General features: G+C 55.8%; 20 protein-coding genes. 15 read left to right on the top strand and 5 right to left on the bottom strand.

The annotated features are described in order from the left end of the window. Positions 1–42: 42 nt before the first annotated feature. Genes GOW92_RS04715 through GOW92_RS04705 form a run of 3 tightly spaced genes read right to left on the bottom strand, consistent with a single transcriptional unit; the run spans position 43 to position 2362 of the window. Positions 43–1722, bottom strand: a complete 1680-nt coding sequence (locus tag GOW92_RS04715; RefSeq protein ID WP_170558432.1) for a recombinase family protein — start codon at positions 1720–1722, stop codon at positions 43–45. Further along, on the bottom strand, positions 1719–2135 hold the full coding sequence (locus GOW92_RS04710) for a DUF2924 domain-containing protein (protein WP_170558430.1): 417 nt from the start codon (positions 2133–2135) through the stop codon (positions 1719–1721). Before GOW92_RS04710 ends, GOW92_RS04715 begins: the two co-directional genes overlap by 4 nt. Then, complete coding sequence (locus GOW92_RS04705) at positions 2132–2362, bottom strand: DUF3489 domain-containing protein (protein WP_170558428.1); 231 nt, start codon at positions 2360–2362, stop codon at positions 2132–2134. Before GOW92_RS04705 ends, GOW92_RS04710 begins: the two co-directional genes overlap by 4 nt. A gap of 457 nt (positions 2363–2819) precedes the next feature. On the opposite strand from GOW92_RS04705, the gene GOW92_RS04700 reads away from it, so the two are divergent. From GOW92_RS04700 to terL, 3 genes are read left to right on the top strand one after another with little or no spacing between them, the layout of a single operon-like run. Then, a complete protein-coding gene (locus tag GOW92_RS04700) occupies positions 2820–4229 on the top strand; it encodes a site-specific DNA-methyltransferase (protein WP_170558427.1) in 1410 nt (469 codons plus the stop codon). Next, complete coding sequence (locus GOW92_RS04695; RefSeq protein WP_170558425.1) at positions 4222–4671, top strand: DUF5681 domain-containing protein; 450 nt, start codon at positions 4222–4224, stop codon at positions 4669–4671. Before GOW92_RS04700 ends, GOW92_RS04695 begins: the two co-directional genes overlap by 8 nt. Further along, complete coding sequence (gene terL / locus GOW92_RS04690) at positions 4652–6142, top strand: phage terminase large subunit (RefSeq protein WP_170558422.1); 1491 nt, start codon at positions 4652–4654, stop codon at positions 6140–6142. Before GOW92_RS04695 ends, terL begins: the two co-directional genes overlap by 20 nt. Positions 6143–6365: 223 nt before the next feature. On the opposite strand, the gene GOW92_RS04685 is transcribed toward terL, so the two are convergent. After that, on the bottom strand, positions 6366–7379 hold the full coding sequence (locus GOW92_RS04685; RefSeq protein WP_170496267.1) for a helix-turn-helix transcriptional regulator: 1014 nt from the start codon (positions 7377–7379) through the stop codon (positions 6366–6368). Positions 7380–7491: 112 nt separating this feature from the next. On the opposite strand from GOW92_RS04685, the gene GOW92_RS04680 reads away from it, so the two are divergent. The 5 genes from GOW92_RS04680 to GOW92_RS04660 all read left to right on the top strand — a co-directional run bounded on the left by GOW92_RS04680 (position 7492) and on the right by GOW92_RS04660 (position 13025). Next, positions 7492–8565, top strand: coding sequence for an alpha/beta hydrolase (locus GOW92_RS04680; RefSeq protein WP_170558420.1), 1074 nt, complete (start codon positions 7492–7494; stop codon positions 8563–8565). Positions 8566–8616: 51 nt separating this feature from the next. Continuing rightward, entirely contained in the window at positions 8617–9417 is an 801-nt protein-coding gene (locus GOW92_RS04675) for an efflux RND transporter periplasmic adaptor subunit (protein WP_170558418.1), read from the top strand. Positions 9418–9472: 55 nt separating this feature from the next. Then, complete coding sequence (locus GOW92_RS04670; protein ID WP_170558416.1) at positions 9473–10735, top strand: MFS transporter; 1263 nt, start codon at positions 9473–9475, stop codon at positions 10733–10735. Between the two features lie 14 nt (positions 10736–10749). After that, positions 10750–11871, top strand: coding sequence for a calcium:proton antiporter (locus GOW92_RS04665; RefSeq protein WP_170558414.1), 1122 nt, complete (start codon positions 10750–10752; stop codon positions 11869–11871). A gap of 635 nt (positions 11872–12506) precedes the next feature. Then, the gene (locus tag GOW92_RS04660; RefSeq protein WP_170558412.1) at positions 12507–13025 is read left to right on the top strand and encodes a redoxin domain-containing protein; all 519 of its coding nucleotides are present in this window, start codon (positions 12507–12509) and stop codon (positions 13023–13025) included. Between the two features lie 24 nt (positions 13026–13049). Here the strand turns inward: GOW92_RS04660 and GOW92_RS25310 are convergent, their stop codons facing one another. Further along, complete coding sequence (locus tag GOW92_RS25310; RefSeq protein ID WP_170558410.1) at positions 13050–13718, bottom strand: GntR family transcriptional regulator; 669 nt, start codon at positions 13716–13718, stop codon at positions 13050–13052. A gap of 322 nt (positions 13719–14040) precedes the next feature. Between GOW92_RS25310 and GOW92_RS04650 the strand changes: the two genes are divergently transcribed. The 7 genes from GOW92_RS04650 to GOW92_RS04620 all read left to right on the top strand — a co-directional run bounded on the left by GOW92_RS04650 (position 14041) and on the right by GOW92_RS04620 (position 20045). Next, positions 14041–15015, top strand: coding sequence for a TRAP transporter substrate-binding protein (locus GOW92_RS04650; protein ID WP_170558407.1), 975 nt, complete (start codon positions 14041–14043; stop codon positions 15013–15015). 76 nt (positions 15016–15091) lie between these two features. Next, the gene (locus tag GOW92_RS04645) at positions 15092–15625 is read left to right on the top strand and encodes a TRAP transporter small permease (RefSeq protein WP_170558405.1); all 534 of its coding nucleotides are present in this window, start codon (positions 15092–15094) and stop codon (positions 15623–15625) included. A 2-nt stretch (positions 15626–15627) separates the two neighbouring features. Beyond that, positions 15628–16914, top strand: a complete 1287-nt coding sequence (locus tag GOW92_RS04640) for a TRAP transporter large permease (protein ID WP_050605415.1) — start codon at positions 15628–15630, stop codon at positions 16912–16914. A 19-nt stretch (positions 16915–16933) separates the two neighbouring features. Further along, complete coding sequence (locus tag GOW92_RS04635; RefSeq protein ID WP_170558403.1) at positions 16934–17353, top strand: GlcG/HbpS family heme-binding protein; 420 nt, start codon at positions 16934–16936, stop codon at positions 17351–17353. A gap of 25 nt (positions 17354–17378) precedes the next feature. Continuing rightward, a complete protein-coding gene (locus tag GOW92_RS04630) occupies positions 17379–18251 on the top strand; it encodes an NAD(P)-dependent oxidoreductase (protein ID WP_170558401.1) in 873 nt (290 codons plus the stop codon). A 54-nt stretch (positions 18252–18305) separates the two neighbouring features. Then, the gene (locus GOW92_RS04625) at positions 18306–19049 is read left to right on the top strand and encodes an SDR family NAD(P)-dependent oxidoreductase (protein WP_170558399.1); all 744 of its coding nucleotides are present in this window, start codon (positions 18306–18308) and stop codon (positions 19047–19049) included. Between the two features lie 72 nt (positions 19050–19121). Continuing rightward, the gene (locus GOW92_RS04620) at positions 19122–20045 is read left to right on the top strand and encodes a sugar kinase (RefSeq protein WP_170558397.1); all 924 of its coding nucleotides are present in this window, start codon (positions 19122–19124) and stop codon (positions 20043–20045) included. Positions 20046–20058 lie beyond the last annotated feature (13 nt).

Raw genomic sequence — 20058 nt, 5'->3', positions numbered from 1 at the left:
GGGAGGGCGAACCCTGTATCAGGGACGCCGGATCTGGAGGTGTCAGAAACCGAGCTGTCGCTCCTGTTCGGTCCAATCAAGTGGGTGGGTCTTGCTGACCAGACGCTTGAGTGTGAGTTCGGGCGGCTGGGTGCCGTCGAGAATCGCGGCCTGAATCTTCGGTGAGAGAAAGGCGAGCTGAGCGCGGGTACGGATAAAGGCGCCGGGGACGCTTTCGCGGCGTGCGATCTCCATCAGTTGAACTCCGGCTTTTAGATCGCGCGCCCAGCCATGGGCGCGGATCAGCATGGACCGGAGGTGGGCATCAGGTTGGGGTGCCATATCTCCGGCGATGACCTTGGCCTCGACGCCGCGGCGGCGCAGACCGAAAGATGCGGTGACGTGGGTGAGATCCGGGTGCAGATGGTCCGCAGCAATGCCAACTGCGCTTGCCAGAGTTTTGGGGTTCAATTCGAGGTCGATCTGACCTGGTGCAATTTTGCCTTTGGCCAGAAGAGCAGCGCCGACCTGACCGCCTTGGCGTTGAAGTCGGGTTACTAAATCTGCAACTGAGGTCTGGACAGCTTCGGCTGACCCGGCCTCCGGCTGCGCCAGTACCTGATGCGCGGCGGCGGCGTCTTGCAGATGTCTGACGATGACATCAATGACCGCGTTTTCCAGCGCAGGGCCGGGCAGTCGCCAGCCGGAAGTATCCTTGCCGCCCGAGATCAGTCTGTTGGAGATATAGTAGCGCAACCGTCGGCCTGTGCGCGTGGTGTGGGTTGGCGTCAACCGATCACCAGTTTCGTCCTGCAGCAGACCGGTGAGCCAGGCGCCGGGGTCATTGGAATGTTGGCGCGTATCGGAGCCGCCGCGTGCCCGAGAACGATTGGAGGCCTGCCGCATCTTCTCTTGCACCCGGTCCCAATCGCCTTGGTCGATGATCGCCGGGTGGTGCCCGTCCCAGATCTTATCCTTGTGGCGAATTTTTCCGAGATAAACCGGGTTGCGCAGCAGGTAATAGATTTGACCCCGTGACAGTGGAAAATACCCTTTTATGCTTCCATCCGCCCAAACAACCCGCTTCGACCGCAGGTTGTCTGCCGTTGCCCGTTCTTCTACTTTGCGCAGGCATCCCAGCCCGCCATAAAGCCGAAAGAGATGCCGGACCGTTCCGGCCTCCTCCTCATTCACCACCAGTGTTCTTGCTTTTGGGTCGGGGTGGCGATCATAGCCCAGAGGCAGGTTGCCACCCATCCAAAACCCCTTTTTCTTGGACGCCGCGATTTTGTCGCGAATACGTTCGGCGGTGACTTCCCGTTCAAACTGAGCAAAGGACAATAGCACATTGAGGGTCAACCGACCCATGGAAGATGAGGTATTGAATGCTTGTGTGACGGACACAAAGGAACAGTTCGCCTGTTCCAGCCGTTCGACCAGCTTGGAGAAGTCGGCGAGCGAACGGGTCAGCCGGTCGATCTTGTAGACCACCACCATGTCAATACGCCCGGCATCGATCTCTTCAATAAGGCGCTGAAGGGCGGGGCGTTCGAGTGTGCCGCCGGACAGCCCGCCATCATCGTAGCGGTCTGGCAAAAGGGTCCAACCTTCGTGTCGCTGGCTGGCGATATAGGCCGCGCAGGCCTCATATTGCGCGTCTAGTGAATTGAAGTCCTGGTCCAGTCCATCCTCGGACGACTTGCGCGTGTAGATGGCGCATCTGATTTTGCGGCGCGGGCTCATTTGGCCCCCTTGCCGGTGAGCCCGAAGAAACGCGGCCCCGACCAATGCGCGCCGGTAATCTCCCGAGCGATGGCCGAGAGCGAGCGATAGGACCGACCGTTCCAGGTAAAACCATCCCTTGTCACATCGACCACATGGGTCATGCCATTCCATTCGCGCAGCAGGCGCCCGCCGGGTTTAAGAGCAGGGCATGTAGGCCGGGGTTTCTTCTCAGAGCCCTTTTCCAGCGCGGCTTTGACCTGCCGGGTTAGCCCGCCATGACAGCGGGACTGCATCTCAAAGGCGATAAAACGGCGCAGGAAGGGTTGGCTGAGCATGGTGGGGGCGGGTTGATCAAAAAGTTGCTGCCAAAGCGTGACCAGATCCGATCGACCCATGGCGGCGAGATCGGCAACATCGCTCGTCTTAGTCATGACTCTTCTCCTGTTACCGCCGTCAGGTGATATGTGGAAAAACCATGTGGTTTGTCGGATTCGCGCCGTTCAATTGTGACGCCTTTTTTCCGCAGACCGCTTAGAGCTGCTCGGGCCGAATGAGGCTGCCATCCCGTTGCTTTGCAGAGCGCCTCAAGGCTGGCGCCACTCGGGCGGCGCAACAAAGCTTGCACCTTGTCAATTTTGGTTTGTTTGGATTTGGACATGTATTTCCTCCTCTGATCTTGGGTCAGCGAGATGCCGAACCCCGGTACTGAGGAGCGCCCGAATGGCTCGGGCGTGGGTCCAGTGATGCGTGGTTTATAGCAACAGTCCAGCTCTTTCTGGGGCGAGCTCTGGAGGGGTGTGTTTTGCAGGGCGTTGCTGCCGTACCCCCGATTATTCGTCAACAATCCTAATTGGTTACGACTTGGTTGCTTTTTGATTTGGGGTTGCAATTGCAAATCCCCGCGCATAAATTCTAGTCAGCCCTGCAAGGGACAAGGTCCCACGGGGAGGTGAATACATCTCCCAGGCAGCATTCGGCGCCGCATTTTTTGAGCGGATAAGACCGAGAGCATTCGAAGGGGCAACGAACCGGATCGATTGGTCCGGAGAGTTGCTAGTCGTGCTCTCTCCGAATTCCCAACACGATCCTTTCTTGTCGACGCTAAAGAGCGTCAAATGAAAGGAGGCGGCTATGTCTGCCAAAAAAACACAGAGCGACGCCAAGGCGTCCAACACGCCGATCTGGATGGCGGACAAAGTCATCCAATCTCAGATCAGCCAGATCAACCCTACGCCAACAACAACCGCGTGCACGCGGCCAAGAACATTGAAAAGCTGAAGGCGTCGGTGGCCCAGTTTGGATTTGTCACTCCGATCCTGTTGGATGGTTCGGGCACAATTATCGCGGGTCATTGCCGCTATGAAGCCGCCAAGGCTCTGGGGTTGATGTCCGTGCCGATTGTTGTCGCGGATCACTTGTCAGACGCAGAAGTGCGCGCCCTGCGGATCGCGGATAACAAGCTGGCGGAACTGTCGGACTGGAACGAAGCTGCTCTGCAGATCGAGTTTGCCGAGCTGATGGACCTCAGCCTTGATGGCGAGCTCGATTTTGATCTGGATATCACCGGGTTCGAAACGCCGGAGATCGACATCATCATCGACGCTGCGAGCGAGGCTGCGGAGACCGAAGCTGAAACTGTAGACACCCCGGACCCTGCGGCACCTGTCATCACGGAGCCGGGCGACCTCTGGGTTCTCGGAGATCATCGCATCTTCTGCGGGGATGCCTTGCACGCCCGGAGCTACAACACCTTGCTGGATGGTGAGAGCCCGCAGATGGTCTTTACCGATCCGCCTTACAACGTGCCGGTCAATGGGCATGTCCGCTGTGGTGGCAGTTCCGATCACCGCGAGTTTGCCATGGCGTCGGGTGAAATGTCGGACAGTGAGTTCCGCGGCTTTCTTTCAGGCATGATCACCCAGTTGTTTGGCCATCTGCCAGACGGGGGCATTGCGATGATCTGCATGGACTGGCGTCACATTGAAGAGTTGATTGCGGCGGGCAAGGCAGGTGGATTGGACCTCATCAACCTCTGCATCTGGAACAAGACAAACGGAGGCATGGGTAGCCTTTACCGCTCCAAGCACGAGCTGGTCGCAATCTTTAAGAAGCCCGGTGCTGCGCATATCAACAATGTCGAATTGGGCAAACACGGGCGCAACCGCACCAATGTATGGGATTATGCCGGAGTGAACAGCTTTGGGGCAGGGCGCGAAGCGGATCTTGCCGATCATCCCACAGTAAAGCCAACTGCACTGGTGGCAGATGCCATCATGGATGTGAGCCATCGCGGCGAAGTTGTGCTGGATACTTTTGGTGGATCTGGCGCGACCTTGCTGGCAGCTGAGAAAACCGGGCGCCGGGCGCGGCTCATTGAGCTCGACCCGGTCTATGTCGATGTCGCCATCCGCCGCTGGCAGGAGATGACTGGTGAGAACGCCGTGCACGCGGTGACCGGCCAGACGTTCGATTCGCATTCTGCGGCAACCAATGCCACATCAGAGCTGGAGGCGGATCATGTCTGACGATACGAAAGAGTTTGAGGTGGGCTACGGCAAACCGCCCAAAGCGACCCAATTCAAAAAAGGCCGATCCGGCAATCCGAAAGGGCGACCGAAAGCCTCGAAGAATGTTGGGTCGATGCTTGAGGAGGTGTTCTTTCGGAAAATCCCGATCACCGAGAATGGATCACGCCGCGAGGTCACGATGCTGGAGGCAATCCTGCACCAGCTGGTGAATGGGGCAGTTAAAGGCGAGATGCGTTCGATTGACCGGGTTCTGAAACTGTTGCCCGCGGTTCAGGAGGCGCGCGCCGCAGAGTTGGCGGGTGGCGAAGGTGCAACCGAGATCGACCCCTGTTCAGACCTGGCCGCCCTGGAAGTGCTGGCAGATATGTTTGGCAGCGATCCGGATCAGCTTTTTGCAAGCATCCGGGGAGGCATCGACGATGAATGCCCTGAATTCTGATGATCGCAAAAGGCTGGCAGAGGCTGCTATGCGTGAAAACCTCTACGCATTCCTTGCGGGCAGTTTTGGTATCTTGTGTCCGGGCGAGAAACTTGCCCGGGCCCCTTACCTGGAGGCCATGTGTTATGCCCTTCAGCGCGTGGCCTCCGGTGAGTGCCAACGGTTGATGATCTCGATTGCCCCTCGCCATCTGAAATCGATCTGTGGATCTGTTTTGTTGCCAGCCTTTGAGCTTGGACGCGATCCGACAAAGAAAGTGGTTGTTGTCAGTTACGGCAAAGATCTTGCGCGCGAACATGCCGAACAGTTTCGACGGCTGGTGACCAGCCCGTTTTATCAGCGCCTCTTTCCAAAAATGAAGGTTGATCCCAAACACAACAGGTTCGAACATATGAAAACCACTAAAGGAGGCGGGCGCAAATCGGTCTCTCTTGGCGGTGGTATCACCGGCTTCGGTGCAAACCTCATTATCATCGACGATCTGGGTAAACCCTCCGAAATGCGCCACGATACGTACCGGCAGGAGTTGCGTGACTTCTTCGACCAGACCCTATTCTCACGGCTGAACGACAAGCGCACGGACCGTATTGTCTCGATCCAGCAGCGATTGCACCCGGATGACTTTTCCGCCTACCTTTTGGAAAAGGACACATTTGACCATCTGTGCCTGCCGTCGATCGCGGAGATCCCGGAAGAGATCCCGCTCTACAACAACCGGGTCTTGAAGCGTCAGCCAGGAGACTTGTTGAACCCAGAGCGGGAACCGCAGGAGGTTCTTGATCGGATCAAGGCCGACATAGGCAATTTTGCCTTCCAGGCGCAGTATCAACAAAACCCCACGGACGGAGAAAACGAGTTTCTCTCAATGTCCGACTTGCATCTGGTGGAAACCTTGCCGGACGAAAGCGTGTTTGTCCGGCGGGTCCAGAGCTGGGATACAGCGGCGAAGGATAGTCCGCGTTCGGACTTTACGGTGGGGCTGACCTTTGGATGGCATGCGTATGAAGAGAGATGGTATTTGCTCGACGTCTTTCGTGCTCGAACGAACTATACGCAGGTGCGGAACGCTGTTCTTCGATTGCGCAAACAGTGGCGCGTGGACAGAGTCCTGATCGAGTCCTCGGCGATGGGCATCCACCTTCTGGATGAATTGAAACGCACCGCAGCAGGTGTTTACATGCCCGTCAACGTTGTCACCGGCAAACTGGACCGCTTCATCCCACAGACCGCCTGGATTAAATCTGGCAAGTTAGTCATCCCCACGGACAAACCCTGGTTTGATGAGTTCCGCAGGGAACTGCTGGCGTTTCCGGATGCTCTCAAAGATGATCAGGTGGATGCTCTGACCCAGTTCGCCGAATACATGCGTCGAAGCCAAGGCACATACCTCGATACTGATCCTTACACCGGTCGCCGCCAAGGCAACTATCGACCCGAACGACCAAGAAGGGAAGACCGCATGCGGTTCTGACGCCACGCGAGAGCGCTTTCCAGTGACTTGGGATTGGGTATCATGGCTTCGAACTCATACGTCAGCGATGAAGCGCAAAGCTGACGTTAGTGCTAATTGCAGCGAAGGTCTGCTCTGAGCCCAAAGGCGACTTAGGTAATGGGCTTAGCATTTGTCGTTTTGGGCGGAAACTGAACCTTCGCTGCGCATTGCGCCAATGTCCGCTCCATTGAGGCCTTGCTACCTAAGTACCGCTCAATTTGCGAAACTTAGATGGTGAAATTCCAAACCAGCTGGCAAATGTGCGGCGGAAGCTGTTGACCTCGCTGAACCCAAGATTGAAGGCAACCTCCGCGACAGAAAGGTCAGTGCCCGACAGCAGCGACCTGGCTCGATCTGTCTGTTCAGCCACACGGATCTCTTTGAAACTGGTGTTCTCTGCAGTGAGTTGCCGTTGCAGCTTGCGTACGCTGACACCCAATGTAGCCGCCACCGTTTCGATGTCGGCGTGTCCCATGGCGAGTTGCGCGCGCAAGGCGTTCCCAACCACCTCTTTGGTGGTTGAGGGCGTTTGCCGCGACCGGACATCGCGGATGCCTGCCAACGTCATCGCCAGCCTCTCATCGGTTGTCCGCGGATTAGGGGTTTCGATTTCTGACAGAGGGATCGCAATGCTGGCGGCGGATCCCCCCACACGCACCTCTGCATTGTAGATGTACTGCAGCGCGGTTTCGGTACCTCGGTGCACCTCTGGCATCTCCACCCAGCTCGGCCGCCAGCGGCGTCCACAGAACTCGCGCACCACAGACTGCAGCACAAACGGAAGGTCCTGATCGATCAAATTTGCCCCGGCGATTCCGCCGAGCATGGCATCAAACCCAAGCACAAAATGATCGCCAACCACGCGGGTGCGCATAACTGACCCCCGTTGCAGGAACGGCAGGATTTTTTCGGCCCGCGCCAGGGCCACATCCAGTTTCGGCGCGCCGAGCACATAGTCTGCGTAGGCCCCAAAGGAGGCGTAATGGAAGTCTTGCGTGATATAGGCACCGATGTGTTTTTCGGAGATCTTCAGGCTGGCGGCTTGCATGAACCGCGCCTGAAGCCGATAGGGGAGGAACACCGTCGGGTCTTCCATTACCGCTCGCGACAGTCCAGCTTCCTTCAGGGCATGTTCGGACACCCGCGGCGATGCAATTTGGTCAAGCCCTTGTAGCGCGGGGCGAAACGCCAAGGTGCTTTGCAAAACCGTGTCCATGACGGACAGTTTGTCGTGAAATGATCACTTTTGGAAGTGGCGCGGCCTCCCCCCACAAATTACCTCCAGTTTAGCAAAACGAATGACCCAAACTGAAAGTTGGAGACCAAACATGAAACGCCGTTCCGTCCTGAAAGTTGTTCTGACAAGCGCACTGATTGCGGCTCTTTCGGTGCCTGCGGTCGCCACCGCAGACAGCGCAAAGCCCGTGATTGAAGGTCTGCCAATGGCGGCGCGGACCGCGCCGGTTCCTGCGGGCGTGTCCCCGGAATTGGCCGGGCTCATCGAAAGCCGTCAAGTTGGTACGCATGCCGAAACGCCATCCTCCACCGAGCAATGGCTTACGTTGCAAGCCGAGTTTGACGCTGCCTCCCTGCAAGGGGTCGCACGTTTGCTTGAGATGACCGGCGCTCAATTCGCCATCGAGAACGTGGCGGGGGTGACCAACTACCGTGTCACGCCAACTACTATTGATCCCCGGTGGGCGGACACCGTTTTTGTGCACGTGCACGGTGGGGCCTTTGTCTTTAATGGTGGTGAGGCCGCCATGGCCGAAGCGATCTGGATGGCGCATGGTTTGGGTGTTGAGGTGGTGTCAGTCGATTATCGCCGCCCACCGCTGCATCCGTTTCCTGCCGCAACAGACGATGTGATCGCCGTGTGGCAGCAAGTTATCAAGGACCATGACCCAGCCAAAGTGGCGATGTTTGGCACCTCTGCGGGGGGCAACTTGGTGTTGTCGACGGTTTTACAACTGCGCGACATGGGCACCCCTTTGCCTGGAGCCATTATGGCCGGCACGCCCGCTGTGGATCTGGCGCAGACGTCGGACAGCTGGATCACGTTGCAGGGTCTTGATCCGCTTGGCGCCCGCGAAGGTGTGATTGAAGGCACGTTTGACATTTATGCGGACGGTACCGACCGCACCGATCCGCGACTGTCCCCGATTTACGCCAATCTGGACAACCTGCCGCCTACGGTTCTTCTGACCGGCACACGCGACCTGTTGCTAAGCGACACGGTGCGCATGCACCGCGCCCTGCGCGCCGCCGGAGTTGCCGCCGATCTACATGTCTACGACGGCCAGTCACACGGCGACTACATGGCAGGTTTCTTCGTGAACGCGCCAGAGACTCATGACGCTTGGCGTGAGCTCAACACCTTCTTTGACCTGCATCTGGAGTGACCAGCCATGACCGTTTTTGCAAAACTCCCGCTTCTGTTGTTGGGTCTTCTGATGACACACAATGCCCACGCAGAGCCTGTGAAAGAGTTCACCAACATGCTCGCCGCAGAGACATTTACCGGACGGATAGAGGCCAGTGAGAGCGCTCTGGTGGCCAATTCGGTGAGCGGCATCCTCGCGGCGGTGCATTTCAAGCCGGGCGATACGGTTGAGAAAGGCCAATTACTGTTTGAAATTGCGGCCCCAGCTTACGAACAAAAGCTCGCCGCCAGCCGTGCGGTCGAAAGCCGTCGTGAGGCCGAATTGGCAACAGCGGAGGCCGTGGCGCAACGGCAGGCGAAACTTGGCACGCGCGATGTGGTTTCCGAACTGGCCGTTCAAGACGCTACGGACCGGCTGATACTGGCCAAGGTGGCGTTGCAAGAGGCGCAGGCGCACCGTGCATTGGCAGAGCTGGAGTTGGCTTCGACACAGATCAGAGCGCCGATTTCGGGGCAAATTGGGCTCGCCCACAAACAGGTGGGCACCTATCTGGACACAGAAAACGGTCAAGCGCTGGCGCAGATTGTGCACACAGACACGGTCCGCGTTGTGTACGGAATGCCGTACAAATCCCTGATCGCGCTGGACCAGTCGACGCCAGAGGGCCTGAGTGCTCTGATGGAGCGCTTTCAGGTCGACTTGCATTTGCCAGGTGACGTTCAGCCACTGGCACAGGGTGGCCGCGTGCTTTTTGCTGAAAGCGTGCTGGCCGCGAACGAAACCCTACGCATCTGGGCGGAAATCCCAAATCTTGAGCGCGGCCTTATTCCCGGCTTGAACGTCGAAGTCAAAGTCAGCTTTCCAAACTAAAGCAGGTCGCGCGTCAGGCGCGGCCCACTTTTCCTCTCTTTCCTGGAGCAGTTCCATGGCCCGGTTCAGCGATCAAATCCACCCCCTGAAATACCTGTTTATCGCGGTCGCGGCGATACAGTTGGTGACTGCGGCATCGGGCACCATCGTCGCGCTTTATTTTGCCCAAACCGGCGCGTCTCAGGAAATCGCCGCGCTGGCGCCCGCTGCTTACTCGTTGGGATTCCTGATCGGCTGTTTCTACATTGCAGGATGGATCACCAGCATTGGACATATTCGTGCATTTTCTGCAGCGGCGGCCATATGTACCGCTGCCGCCCTGCTGTTTTCCGTGACTGACAACGAGCCCACGCTGCTAATTGTGCGCCTGATGACCGGCGTTGCAACCGCGGGTCTTTTTGCAATCGGTGACGCTTGGATCAGCGAAACCGTCGACGAAAAATCGCGGGGCCGATTGCTTGCCGTGTTTGCCATTATCCTCGGGTTGATGTCGGTTCTCAGTCAGGTTCTCGTTATCGTTACGCCCGACGACCTGAACCAGTCTTTTGTGCTGATGTCCTTGCTCTACTGTCTGGCCATTGTGGTGATCGCCGCCACGCCCAGCACGCCGCCCGAGGGCAAAGAACGGGCAAATGTGCGTTTCAAGGCGCTGTTTCAAGAAGCGCCCACTGCCGCCCTCGGCGCGCTCACCGTTGGTATCGTGTCCACCGTGTTCATGAATGTTGTGCCGTATCGGGCGGCTGTCATTGGCATTGATGCCGCGGATGTGGCCATTGGCATCGCTGCTATTTACGTCGGGCGTATCCTGTTTCTCTATCCGCTTGGATTTGTGTCAGACCGCATGGATCGGCGCCGCGTCATTGTAGTGACGGCGACAGTCGCAACCGGCGCCCTTGCGGCCTTCGCCACTTTCGCCACTGGTGACGGTGCGCGCCACGCTGCCATCGTGGGCACACCACTATACATAGCAACGCTCGCCGGATTGATCTTGCTGGGCGGATCGATGCTCACCCTCTACTCGCTGCTTTTGGCTCACGCGATGGACCGCACTGTGCCCGTCTATGTCGCGTCCAGCGCTGTCACAATGCTGTTTGTCTTCACCATCGGCGGCATTGCAGGCCCACTCCTGACCAGCGCGCTTTCGGCGGTATTTGGCGATGCGGTCATGGGCTGGATGCTTGTAATCGCGATGGCCGCCTTCGCGGGCTTCACCGCTTTCAGGATCAATACAGTGGCCCCGGCTGCCAGAGCGGAGCAAACCCACTTTAAGGCGACCGAAACCACCAGCCTCAAATCCGTCCCCACCCAGAAACGGTAAGGTAGGAGACCACCATGACCACCCCCTTCACAAACCTCTTTCGCGCAGAAAAAGCCACTCTGCTCATCTGGCTGGTATTTGTTGCTATGACCTTCGCTGGCGACCTCATCAAGCCAACATCCATGGGTTCCAGCATGTCCTGGCTCCTGCTGGGCGGCATTTTTGGGGTGATGCTGTCCGCGGTCTTCCGCGTGGTGCACCACGCCGAGTGCTTGGCCGTTATCTTTGGCGAGCCTTACGGCACACTGATCCTGACATTATCGGTGATCGGCATAGAAGTGGCTCTGATCACAGCTGTTATGCTGACCGGGGACAACAACCCGACACTGGCTCGGGACACTATGTTTTCCGTGTTGATGATTGTCATGAACGGATTGGTTGGTCTCAGCCTGCTGATTGGGGGGCTGCGGCACGGGCTGCAGGTGTTCAACCTCTCGGGTGCTAATGCCTACCTTGTGGTGCTGTTGCCAGTGGCCATCGTCAGCCTTGTCTTGCCAAGCTTCACCACATCCGCCCCGGGCGGTGGTCTGTCGGCTCTGCAAACTCTCTTCATGATCGCCATGTCCGTGGTGCTCTACGGGATTTTCCTCGTCTACCAAACCGCCGGTAAACCCGAGATTTTTCGACAGCCTGAGGAAGACCTGCCAACAACCGGCGGCTCGGATGCGCATCATCTGGAAACCAAAAGCATCGGTTTCCATGTTCTGTGGTTGGTGCTGGCGATGTTGCCATTGGTTTTGATGTCCAAAAAACTGGCGCTGTTTGTCGATTTCAAATTGCTGGAATTTGGCGCACCTGTCGCGTTGGGTGGCTTTCTGGTTGCCGCCATGATCCTGACACCCGAAGCCCTTGCCGCGCTGGACGCTGCGCGGGCCAACAAACTGCAACGGGCCGTGAACATCTGTCTGGGGTCGGCTTTGGCAACCATTGGCCTAACAGTGCCCGCTGTGCTGATCGCGGCACATTTTGTTGGGCTTCCCATCGAACTTGGGCTCGGCAGCGCGGAAATCGTGCTCCTGGCCCTGACAATAGGGATCAGCATCCTGACCTTTGTCGGAACCCGCACCAATGCGCTTCAGGGTGTCGTGCATCTGGCCGCCTTCATGACCTATGTGTTCCTGATATTTGACTCGTGACCGTAGGTTTAAGTTGCGTTGGGTGAGCTCAAAAGGCAGCCCCTCACTGGCGGCTTCTTGTACCAGACCGAGTTTATTGTCGCTAATTCGGACCTTCACTGCCCGACGCGTGAAGGTCAGCTTTGGGCCGTTTTCATACATCCCAACAAACTGACTTATCGGCAGCTTTGTCCGCATAGCGGTCATTGACGATGCAATCGGCTGATGGTTGCTTTCACCAAAACCGGCCATTCGTACAAAGCGCAGCGAACGACGGCTTCGAGCCTAAAGTTACAGTTAACTAGTAACGGTGACGTTTTTGAGTTTCACCGGGCCGATCGTTTGATCGTTCTGGTTTCGATTCTAAAGTTTTCTTGGGGGCCACAGGTGATCAGGTCGCGTTGAATTCGACACAAGTACGCTGGTTGCGCTCACACCTGTTACGGCATTAGAAGCCCGGCTGCAATGAGGGGCGTAGAGTGACGGCGGGTAGGTATCGGTGATTCCTCGTTAACTGACAGCAATCTTAGATCGAGCGTGCCTTTCAAGCACTAAATAATATTGCGATCTTGGTTTCAATCATTGCCTTGACGTGACATGAACTAAGCTAGCGGTATCCGCGCAAAGCCCTTGTTTATAAAAGAAAGGAACGACTCATGACCTCAGCCAAACCAAATGTCGGCGCGCAAATCGAGCAAATGAGTTTTTTTAGGCTGGGGTCTGAGGACAAGGTTACGATCGGTCAACAAAAAGACCGCTGGACTATGTTGTTTGTTTATCGAGGTAAGCATTGTCCACGCTGCAAGCGCTTTTTGAACAAGTTGAATGCGGCGCTGTCAGCATGGGCTGACGTTATGGACGTTATCGTTGTCTCTGCCGACACCAAAGAAAAAGCTGCGGCAGACAAAGCAGAATTCGGCTGGGATTTTGATCTTTGCTTTGGAATGACTGAAGCGCAAATGCGCGCGCTTGGTCTTTATGTGTCATCGCCTCTATCTGATGCAGAAACGACGGGTCTGTTCGCCGAACCTGGCGCGTTTGCCATCCGTCCGAATGGGACGCTGATGCTGGCCGATATCTCTAACGGCCCTGCGGCACGTCCCGATTTGGAAGAGCTTTTGGACGGCATGAAATTCAATATTGATAATGATCGTCCGGAACGAGGAACGGCCTGAGACGATTAGATCGCATGGCCTCGGTTACTCAAAGTAGCCTGGGTGCGTCTTGTGAATGAAGTCGATGGTTTCGTCGAGGCGGGACAGGTGTTTTCTGACAGCGGCTTGCGCTTGGTCATGGTCTCCTGCCGCCATGGCCTCTGCAATCTCTCGGTGATCGGCGAGGATGGCGTCTGCGGCGCTGCCATTTTCAAGACTGAGCATACAAAGCCGGTCAACCTTTTGCTTGGATTCTAGCATTACATCAAATGCCATCGGATTGCCGCTGAGCACGTAGATCAGTTTGTGAAAATCATAGTCCAGTGAGTGAAACGCCGATAGATCACCGTCATTGATCGCCTGCTCTTGTAAGGCGAGATTTTCTGCAAGTTTTGCTTCACGTGTTGCGTCCCAAACTTCCATTGCTCGATGGACGATCTCTAGCTCTACCGCCATTCTGACCAATCGCGCGAGAGCTACACGCTCCATAGAAAACCCTCGAACTACGGTCGCCTTTTGTGGTCGTATTAAGAGCAGATCTTCGTTGCCGAGCCTTGTGAATGCGTTGCGAACAGGTTGGCGTGATACGCCGAATCGGCTGGCTACCTCTGTTTCGGATAGCTTTGTACCGGGAAGAATTTCAAGCGAAACGATCTCGTCGTGTAGCGCTTCATAGACCGCATCGGTCGTGGTTCGTCTGACAATTTCTTCCACGGTATGTTGCTTGCGCCCTCTGTCTTAGTCACGTTTCAAATTACAGATCCACTGTTATGGCATTGAAACAAATAGAATATTCTATTTTGTTTTGCTTGAGTGAACCAATGTAGGCCTGCCACCTATCAAATGCCCTGCGCTTTCGACTGTCAAGCAATCTGACATACTAAAAGCCTACAGTTGACATAACTTGGATACTAGTGTCCCTTTAGGGGCAGCAGCGATTCTGGTTCTTGGGGGAAATCGAAAGCTACGTGGCTTACGGTCTCTGAAATTCCATGAAAGCCAAATCCTGTCCAAAATTAATCGGGGAGGAGAACCCATGACTTTCACGAAATCGTTCTTTGCAACTGCGACCGCTGTGGCATTCATTGCAACGTCAGCTTCAGCCGAAAACTGGCGGGCCTGGAATATCCACAACGACGGCCATCCCAACACGGCTGCAATGGACAAGTTTGCCGAACTGGTTGACGCCGCTACAGACGGCGAAGTTACCGTCGATGTGTTCCACGGTGGTGTTCTTGGTTCCCAACCGGATGCCCTAGAACAGGTTCGTATCGGCGCAATCGAGGTTGGTAACTTCAACCTCGGTCCCATTGGCCCAATGGTGAAAGAAGCTAACCTTGTATCGCTTCCTTTCATCTTCAAAGATGTGCCGCACATGTTCCGCGTGCTGGACGGCGACGCCGGTGAGGTTGTTTCATCTGCGATGGGTGAAGCAGGCGTTCTGCCACTGGCATGGTTTGATGCCGGTGCGCGTTCTTTCTACAGCCAAAAGCCGATCAACACGCCCGCAGATGTCGAAGGTCTGAAAATTCGTGTGATGAACAACGATCTTTATACATCTATGATTTCAGCTATGGGCGGTAACCCGTCTCCAATGGCATTCTCCGAAGTTCAGCAAGCGCTGAAAACCGGCGTTGTTGATGGTGCGGAGAACAACTTCCCGTCGTTCAAGAATGTCGGTCACTATGAAGTGACCACAAATTATTCTTTGTCCGAACACCTGATTATCCCCGAGTGCATCTGCGTGAACACGGCCAAATTCAATGCGCTGTCTCCTGAATTGCAAGCCGCTGTGCGCGGTGCAGCAGAAGAAGCCGCATTGGTCCAGCGTGAGCTTTGGGCAATTGGTTCTAAACAAGCGCGTAAAGATGTTGAAGCGGCCGGCATCACCGTCAATGAAATCGCCGATAAAGGCCCATTCCAGTCCGCAATGGATTCGGTTTATGCAGACTACTTGGCTGCAAATCCTGATATGAAAGCGTTGGTAGAAATGGCGCAAGCCACTGAATAAGTTGTCTTAACAGTTCAACTTTGAGCGCCCGGCTCCGCCAATTGGATGCCGGGCGTTTTGTCTCAGAGGAAATCCAATGCAAGAGCCCGATACCGCCCCTGCCGCCATGCGCAACATGGACAGGATTCTTGATCTGCTCGCACGAGTTTGCATGTTGCTGTCTGGCATCGCCATTGTCGTTATGACTGCGATCTTTGCCTGGCTGGTGTTCGGTCGCTACGTTCTGAACAACACGCCCACTTGGGTTGAGCAGGTTTCACTGCTTTTGGTTATGGTCATCGCGTTTCTCGGAGCGGCTGCGGGTGTGCACAATCACACGCACCTCTCTGTTGTCGTGTTCCGCAATTTAGTCCCACCCTCTGTGCGAACGGTTTTCGTCGTGCTCACTGATGTCCTGATGGCAGGTTTCGGTGGCATGATGTTTTGGTACGGGATCGAGCTGACAATATTCAAATGGAACACCCTGATCCCGCTCATCCAATGGTCAGAGGGCTTGCGCTCCTTGCCACTGACAATCAGCGGCGCGTTGGTGTTCCTTTTTTCCACTGGCCATCTGATCCGCCTGTTTCAGGGCCGAGACGAACGCCAAGACAACATAGATCAGGGATAGTCATGGGACTCATGATTCTGTTGGGGGTTTTTGCCCTATGTGTCATCATCGGCGCTCCAGTGGCATACGCCCTTGGTATCGCTGCATTGGCTTCCTTTTGGTTTGAAGGATTGCCGATGTTTGTTGGGTTCCAGCGTATCGTGTCCGGGATCAACGTCTTTTCCCTAATGGCGATCCCGTTTTTCATCTTTGCCGGCGAGCTGATGTTTCACGGTGGAATCGCGATCCGGTTGGTTCGGTTCGCGCAGGCCGCCGTAGGCGCTGTGCGCGGTGGGCTTGGTATCGTCAATGTCTTCTCGTCCATGTTGTTTGGTGGCATTTCCGGATCGGCAATTGCAGATATCTCGGCGCTTGGGTCAATTCTGATCCCGGTGATGAAAGACAAAGGTTATGACGCCGACTATGCGGTGAACGTCACAGTGACATCATCAATTGCCGGGATCATCATCCCACCCAGCCACAACATGATCATCTTTGCCCTCGCAACAGGCGGTGCAGTTTCAATCTCAAAACTGTTCTTGGCCGGAGTTGTGCCCGGTGTCCTTATGTGTTGCTGCCTTGCGATTGCCGCCTATGTCGTAGCGGTCAAGCGCGGCTATCAGGCCGAACAATTTCCGGGTTGGACCGCACTGGCCATCGCCTTTGTTGGATCGATCCCTGGCTTGTTGACGGCCGTGATCATTGTTGGAGGGGTCTTGTCAGGCGTCTTTACGGTCACTGAATCCGGCGCGTTCGGGGCAATGTATGCCTTTGTGGTGACACTTGTTGTCTATCGCAGCCTGTCCTGGGAAAACTTCAAAACCGCCGTTATCTCTTCGGTGCGCACAACGTCTATGGTGATGATCCTGATCGCCTGCGCCGGTGCCTTTGCCTATATGCTGACGTTCAACCGGGTGCCGACAAAAACAGTCGAATTCCTGTTGGGTATCACAGAAAACCCGATCCTGATCTTGTTGATGATCAACGCTGTGCTGTTGCTCTTGGGGATGATCATGGATATGGCCGCGTTGATCCTGATCTGCACACCGATTTTCCTGCCGGTGATGAACATGCTGGGCATCGATCCGCTACAGTTCGGCATGATCCTTTTGGTGAACCTCGGTCTTGGTCTTTGCACACCACCTGTCGGAACCTGTCTCTTTGTGGGTTGTGCTGTTGGAAAACTACCGATGGAGAAAGCGGTCAAAACGATTTGGCCTTTCTACCTCGCCATCTTTGCCGCGCTCATGCTGATCACTTTTGTACCGGCAATATCGCTGACGCTGCCGAACCTAATCATTGGCCCCTAAATCAAAGGAGAATTAGGCGATGCTGACAATAAGACGCCTGGACATCGATGACGCGGGCAAGTTGATCGCAGGAGCGCGAGCCAAAGCGCAGGAAATCGGCGTACCGATGTGTATTGCCGTCACAGACGAAAGCGGCAACCTCATCGCGTTTGAACGGATGGATGGTGGCAAGATTACCAGCATCATTTTGGCCATCGACAAGAGTTTCACTGCTACCGGTATCCAAAAAGGAACCGATGCTCTTGGTGAAGCAAATCAGCCTGGCATGGCCGCACACGGAATATCCTCAACGCTCGGCGGACGAATGGTGACCGTTGCAGGTGGCCTTCCCGTGACGGTCGACGGACAGGTGGTTGGCGGGATTGGTGTCAGCTCGGGCTCACCAGCTCAGGATCTCGAAGTTGCACAGGCAGGGGTCACGGCGCTCTGCGAAGCCTAATTAGAAAGAGTTTAAGGAGTCAGATATGACAAAACCCGTCATCGGTTTCATCGGCCTCGGTCTTATGGGCGGCAACATGGCAGAGTGCCTGCAAAACAACAGTTTTGATCTGGTTGTTATGGGTCGGAACAAGGAAGCCGTCGCAGCAACAGTCAACCGCGGTGCTGTAGAGGTTACAACGCCACGAGAGCTTGCTGAAAACAGCGATATCGTGATGCTTTGTGTAACAACATCGGATGTCGTCGAAAGCCTGATCTACGGCGATGACGGCATCCTGGCAGGCATCAAAGATAGTGCTGTGGTCATTGACTTTGGCACCTCGATCCCAGCGTCCACACGCAAAATCGGCACAGACTTGGCCGCAAAAGGTGCTGGTATGATTGATGCGCCGCTGGGACGCACACCGGCGCACGCCAAGGATGGTTTGCTGAACATCATGGCAGCGGGCGATATAGCCGCCTTTGAGAAGGTGAAACCTGTCCTGGATGTACTGGGGGAAAATGTCTTTCACCTTGGCGAACTGGGTGCGGGCCATGTGACCAAGCTCATCAACAATTATATGGGCATGACGACAGCTTGCACCATGAGCCAAGCCTTTGCTGTGGCTGAACGCTCAGGGGTAAACAAACAGCAGCTTTTTGACATCATGTCAGCTGGACCGTCCAATTCCCCCTTTATGCAGTTTTGTAAGAATTACGCGGTAGATGGTGTCAGCGATTTGGGGTTTTCGATTAACAACGCCAACAAGGATCTTGGTTACTTCCTGAAGCTGGCCGAGGACGTGGGCACTCGTGCCGAGATCGCTGAAGGAACCGCGAACAACCTTCAGGCAGCCGCGGACGCAGGCATGGGCGACGGCAACGTGCCGGAAATCTTCGACTATTTTGCCAAGCTTTAGCGTCAGATCCATCAGTCACGCATAGCAGCACCAATTGAACGGGAAAGAACAACCATGAGACTTCAGGGAAAGACCGCAATTGTCACGGGTGGTGGCCGCGATATCGGGCGCGCCTGCGCTGTCAAACTCGCCTCCGAAGGGGTGAATGTCGCGGTGAACTACTTCGCCAGTAGCGCTGGCGCCGAGGAAACCGTAGCCGAGATCAAAAAGATCGGTGGACAGGCGTTTGCAATGCAAGGCGACCTGAACAAACCCGAAGAGGTCGATGCGTTGATCGCCAAGACGGTCGATACCTATGGCAGCCTGGACATTCTGGTGAACAATGCCGGAGGTTTGATCGCGCGCAAGAAAATCACCGAGATGTCGCTTGAGCATTGGCAGGCTGTCATGGATCTCAACCTGACCAGCACGTTTCTTATGGTCAAAGCGGCACTGCTGCATATGAAATCCGGGGCCATTGTAAACATCGCCAGTCAGGCGGGTCGCGACGGTGGTGGCCCGGGTGCGTCGGCTTATGCAACGTCAAAAGGCGGGGTCATGACGTTCACCCGTAGTCTTGCAAAGGAACTGGGCCCCGATATCCGTGTCAATGCAATCTGCCCAGGCATGATCGACACGGATTTCCATAACATCCATACTCCCGATGCAGGCCGTCGCGGGCTAGAAGCTGCTGCGCCGCTCAAGCGGCAAGGCCAGTCTCAGGACGTTGCGAACCTCGTGGCGTTTCTGGCAAGCGAGGACTCGGCTTATCTGACCGGGACCAATGTCGATATCAATGGTGGGATGCTGTTCTCGTGACCTCTGCAAAACAGGTTACCTAATTGTCGAACGCTACTGTTTGTCAAACTTCGAAGTACTGGAAACCGGATTATGCGAATTCTCGCGATAGGTGAATGCATGGCCGAAATGGCCCCAACTGACGCGCCAAGCACGTATCAATTGGGGTTCGCCGGAGACACGTTCAATACAGCTTGGTATCTGGCCCAACTCACACCCGAAACGCCTTTGTCCTATTTTACCGCCGTCGGAGATGATGCCATCTCGTCCCAGATGCTGGATTCGATGCGCGAAAGCGGGGTCAACACCCAGCAAGTGCGGATCGTGCCAAACCGTTCAGTGGGGTTGTATCTTATCACGCTAAACAACGGTGAACGCAGTTTTACCTATTGGCGCGGCCAGTCGGCCGCACGCCTATTGGCCCAAGACAAGCAAGCACTTGCCCACGCCATGACGCAACCAGATCTCATCTATTTCTCGGGCATCACTCTGGCAATCTTGAACCCCGAAGGGCGCGCCGCCTTGCTCGACGTTGCTCAGTCAGCGCGGCGCGCCGGAAAACGGATTGCCTTCGACCCCAATCTGCGCCCGCATCTTTGGGACAGCCCCTCTGAGATGACCGAGAACATCATGCAGGCGGCCGCCGTTAGCGATATCGCCTTGCCATCGTTCGAGGACGAGGCACGTTGGTTCAGCGACCTGAACCCCGCGGCCACTTTGCAGCGCTATGCAAGGGCGGGTGCGGAAACAATCATTGTCAAGAATGGTGCAGAAGCGGTCCTCTATCGTACCCGCGGCGCAGAGGGATCTGTCCATGTTCCGCCTCTGGCCTCGGTTGTGGATACGACTGCTGCAGGCGACAGTTTCAACGCGGGCATTCTGGCGGGGCTGGCAACAGATACACCCTTACCTGACAGCATAGCACTGGCCTGCAAACTGGCAGGGCATGTCGTGCAAGGCAAAGGTGCACTTGTTCCCATCAACCAAAGCCTGCTCGACAGTTGCCCACAGCCTTAGCAGAAGGATCCAG

This window comes from Ruegeria atlantica (assembly GCF_013032505.1).
Taxonomy (GTDB): Bacteria; Pseudomonadota; Alphaproteobacteria; order Rhodobacterales; family Rhodobacteraceae; genus Ruegeria; species Ruegeria atlantica_F.
Note: the sequence above shows the minus strand (reverse complement) of the source record. Positions and strands in the feature narration are given on the sequence as shown.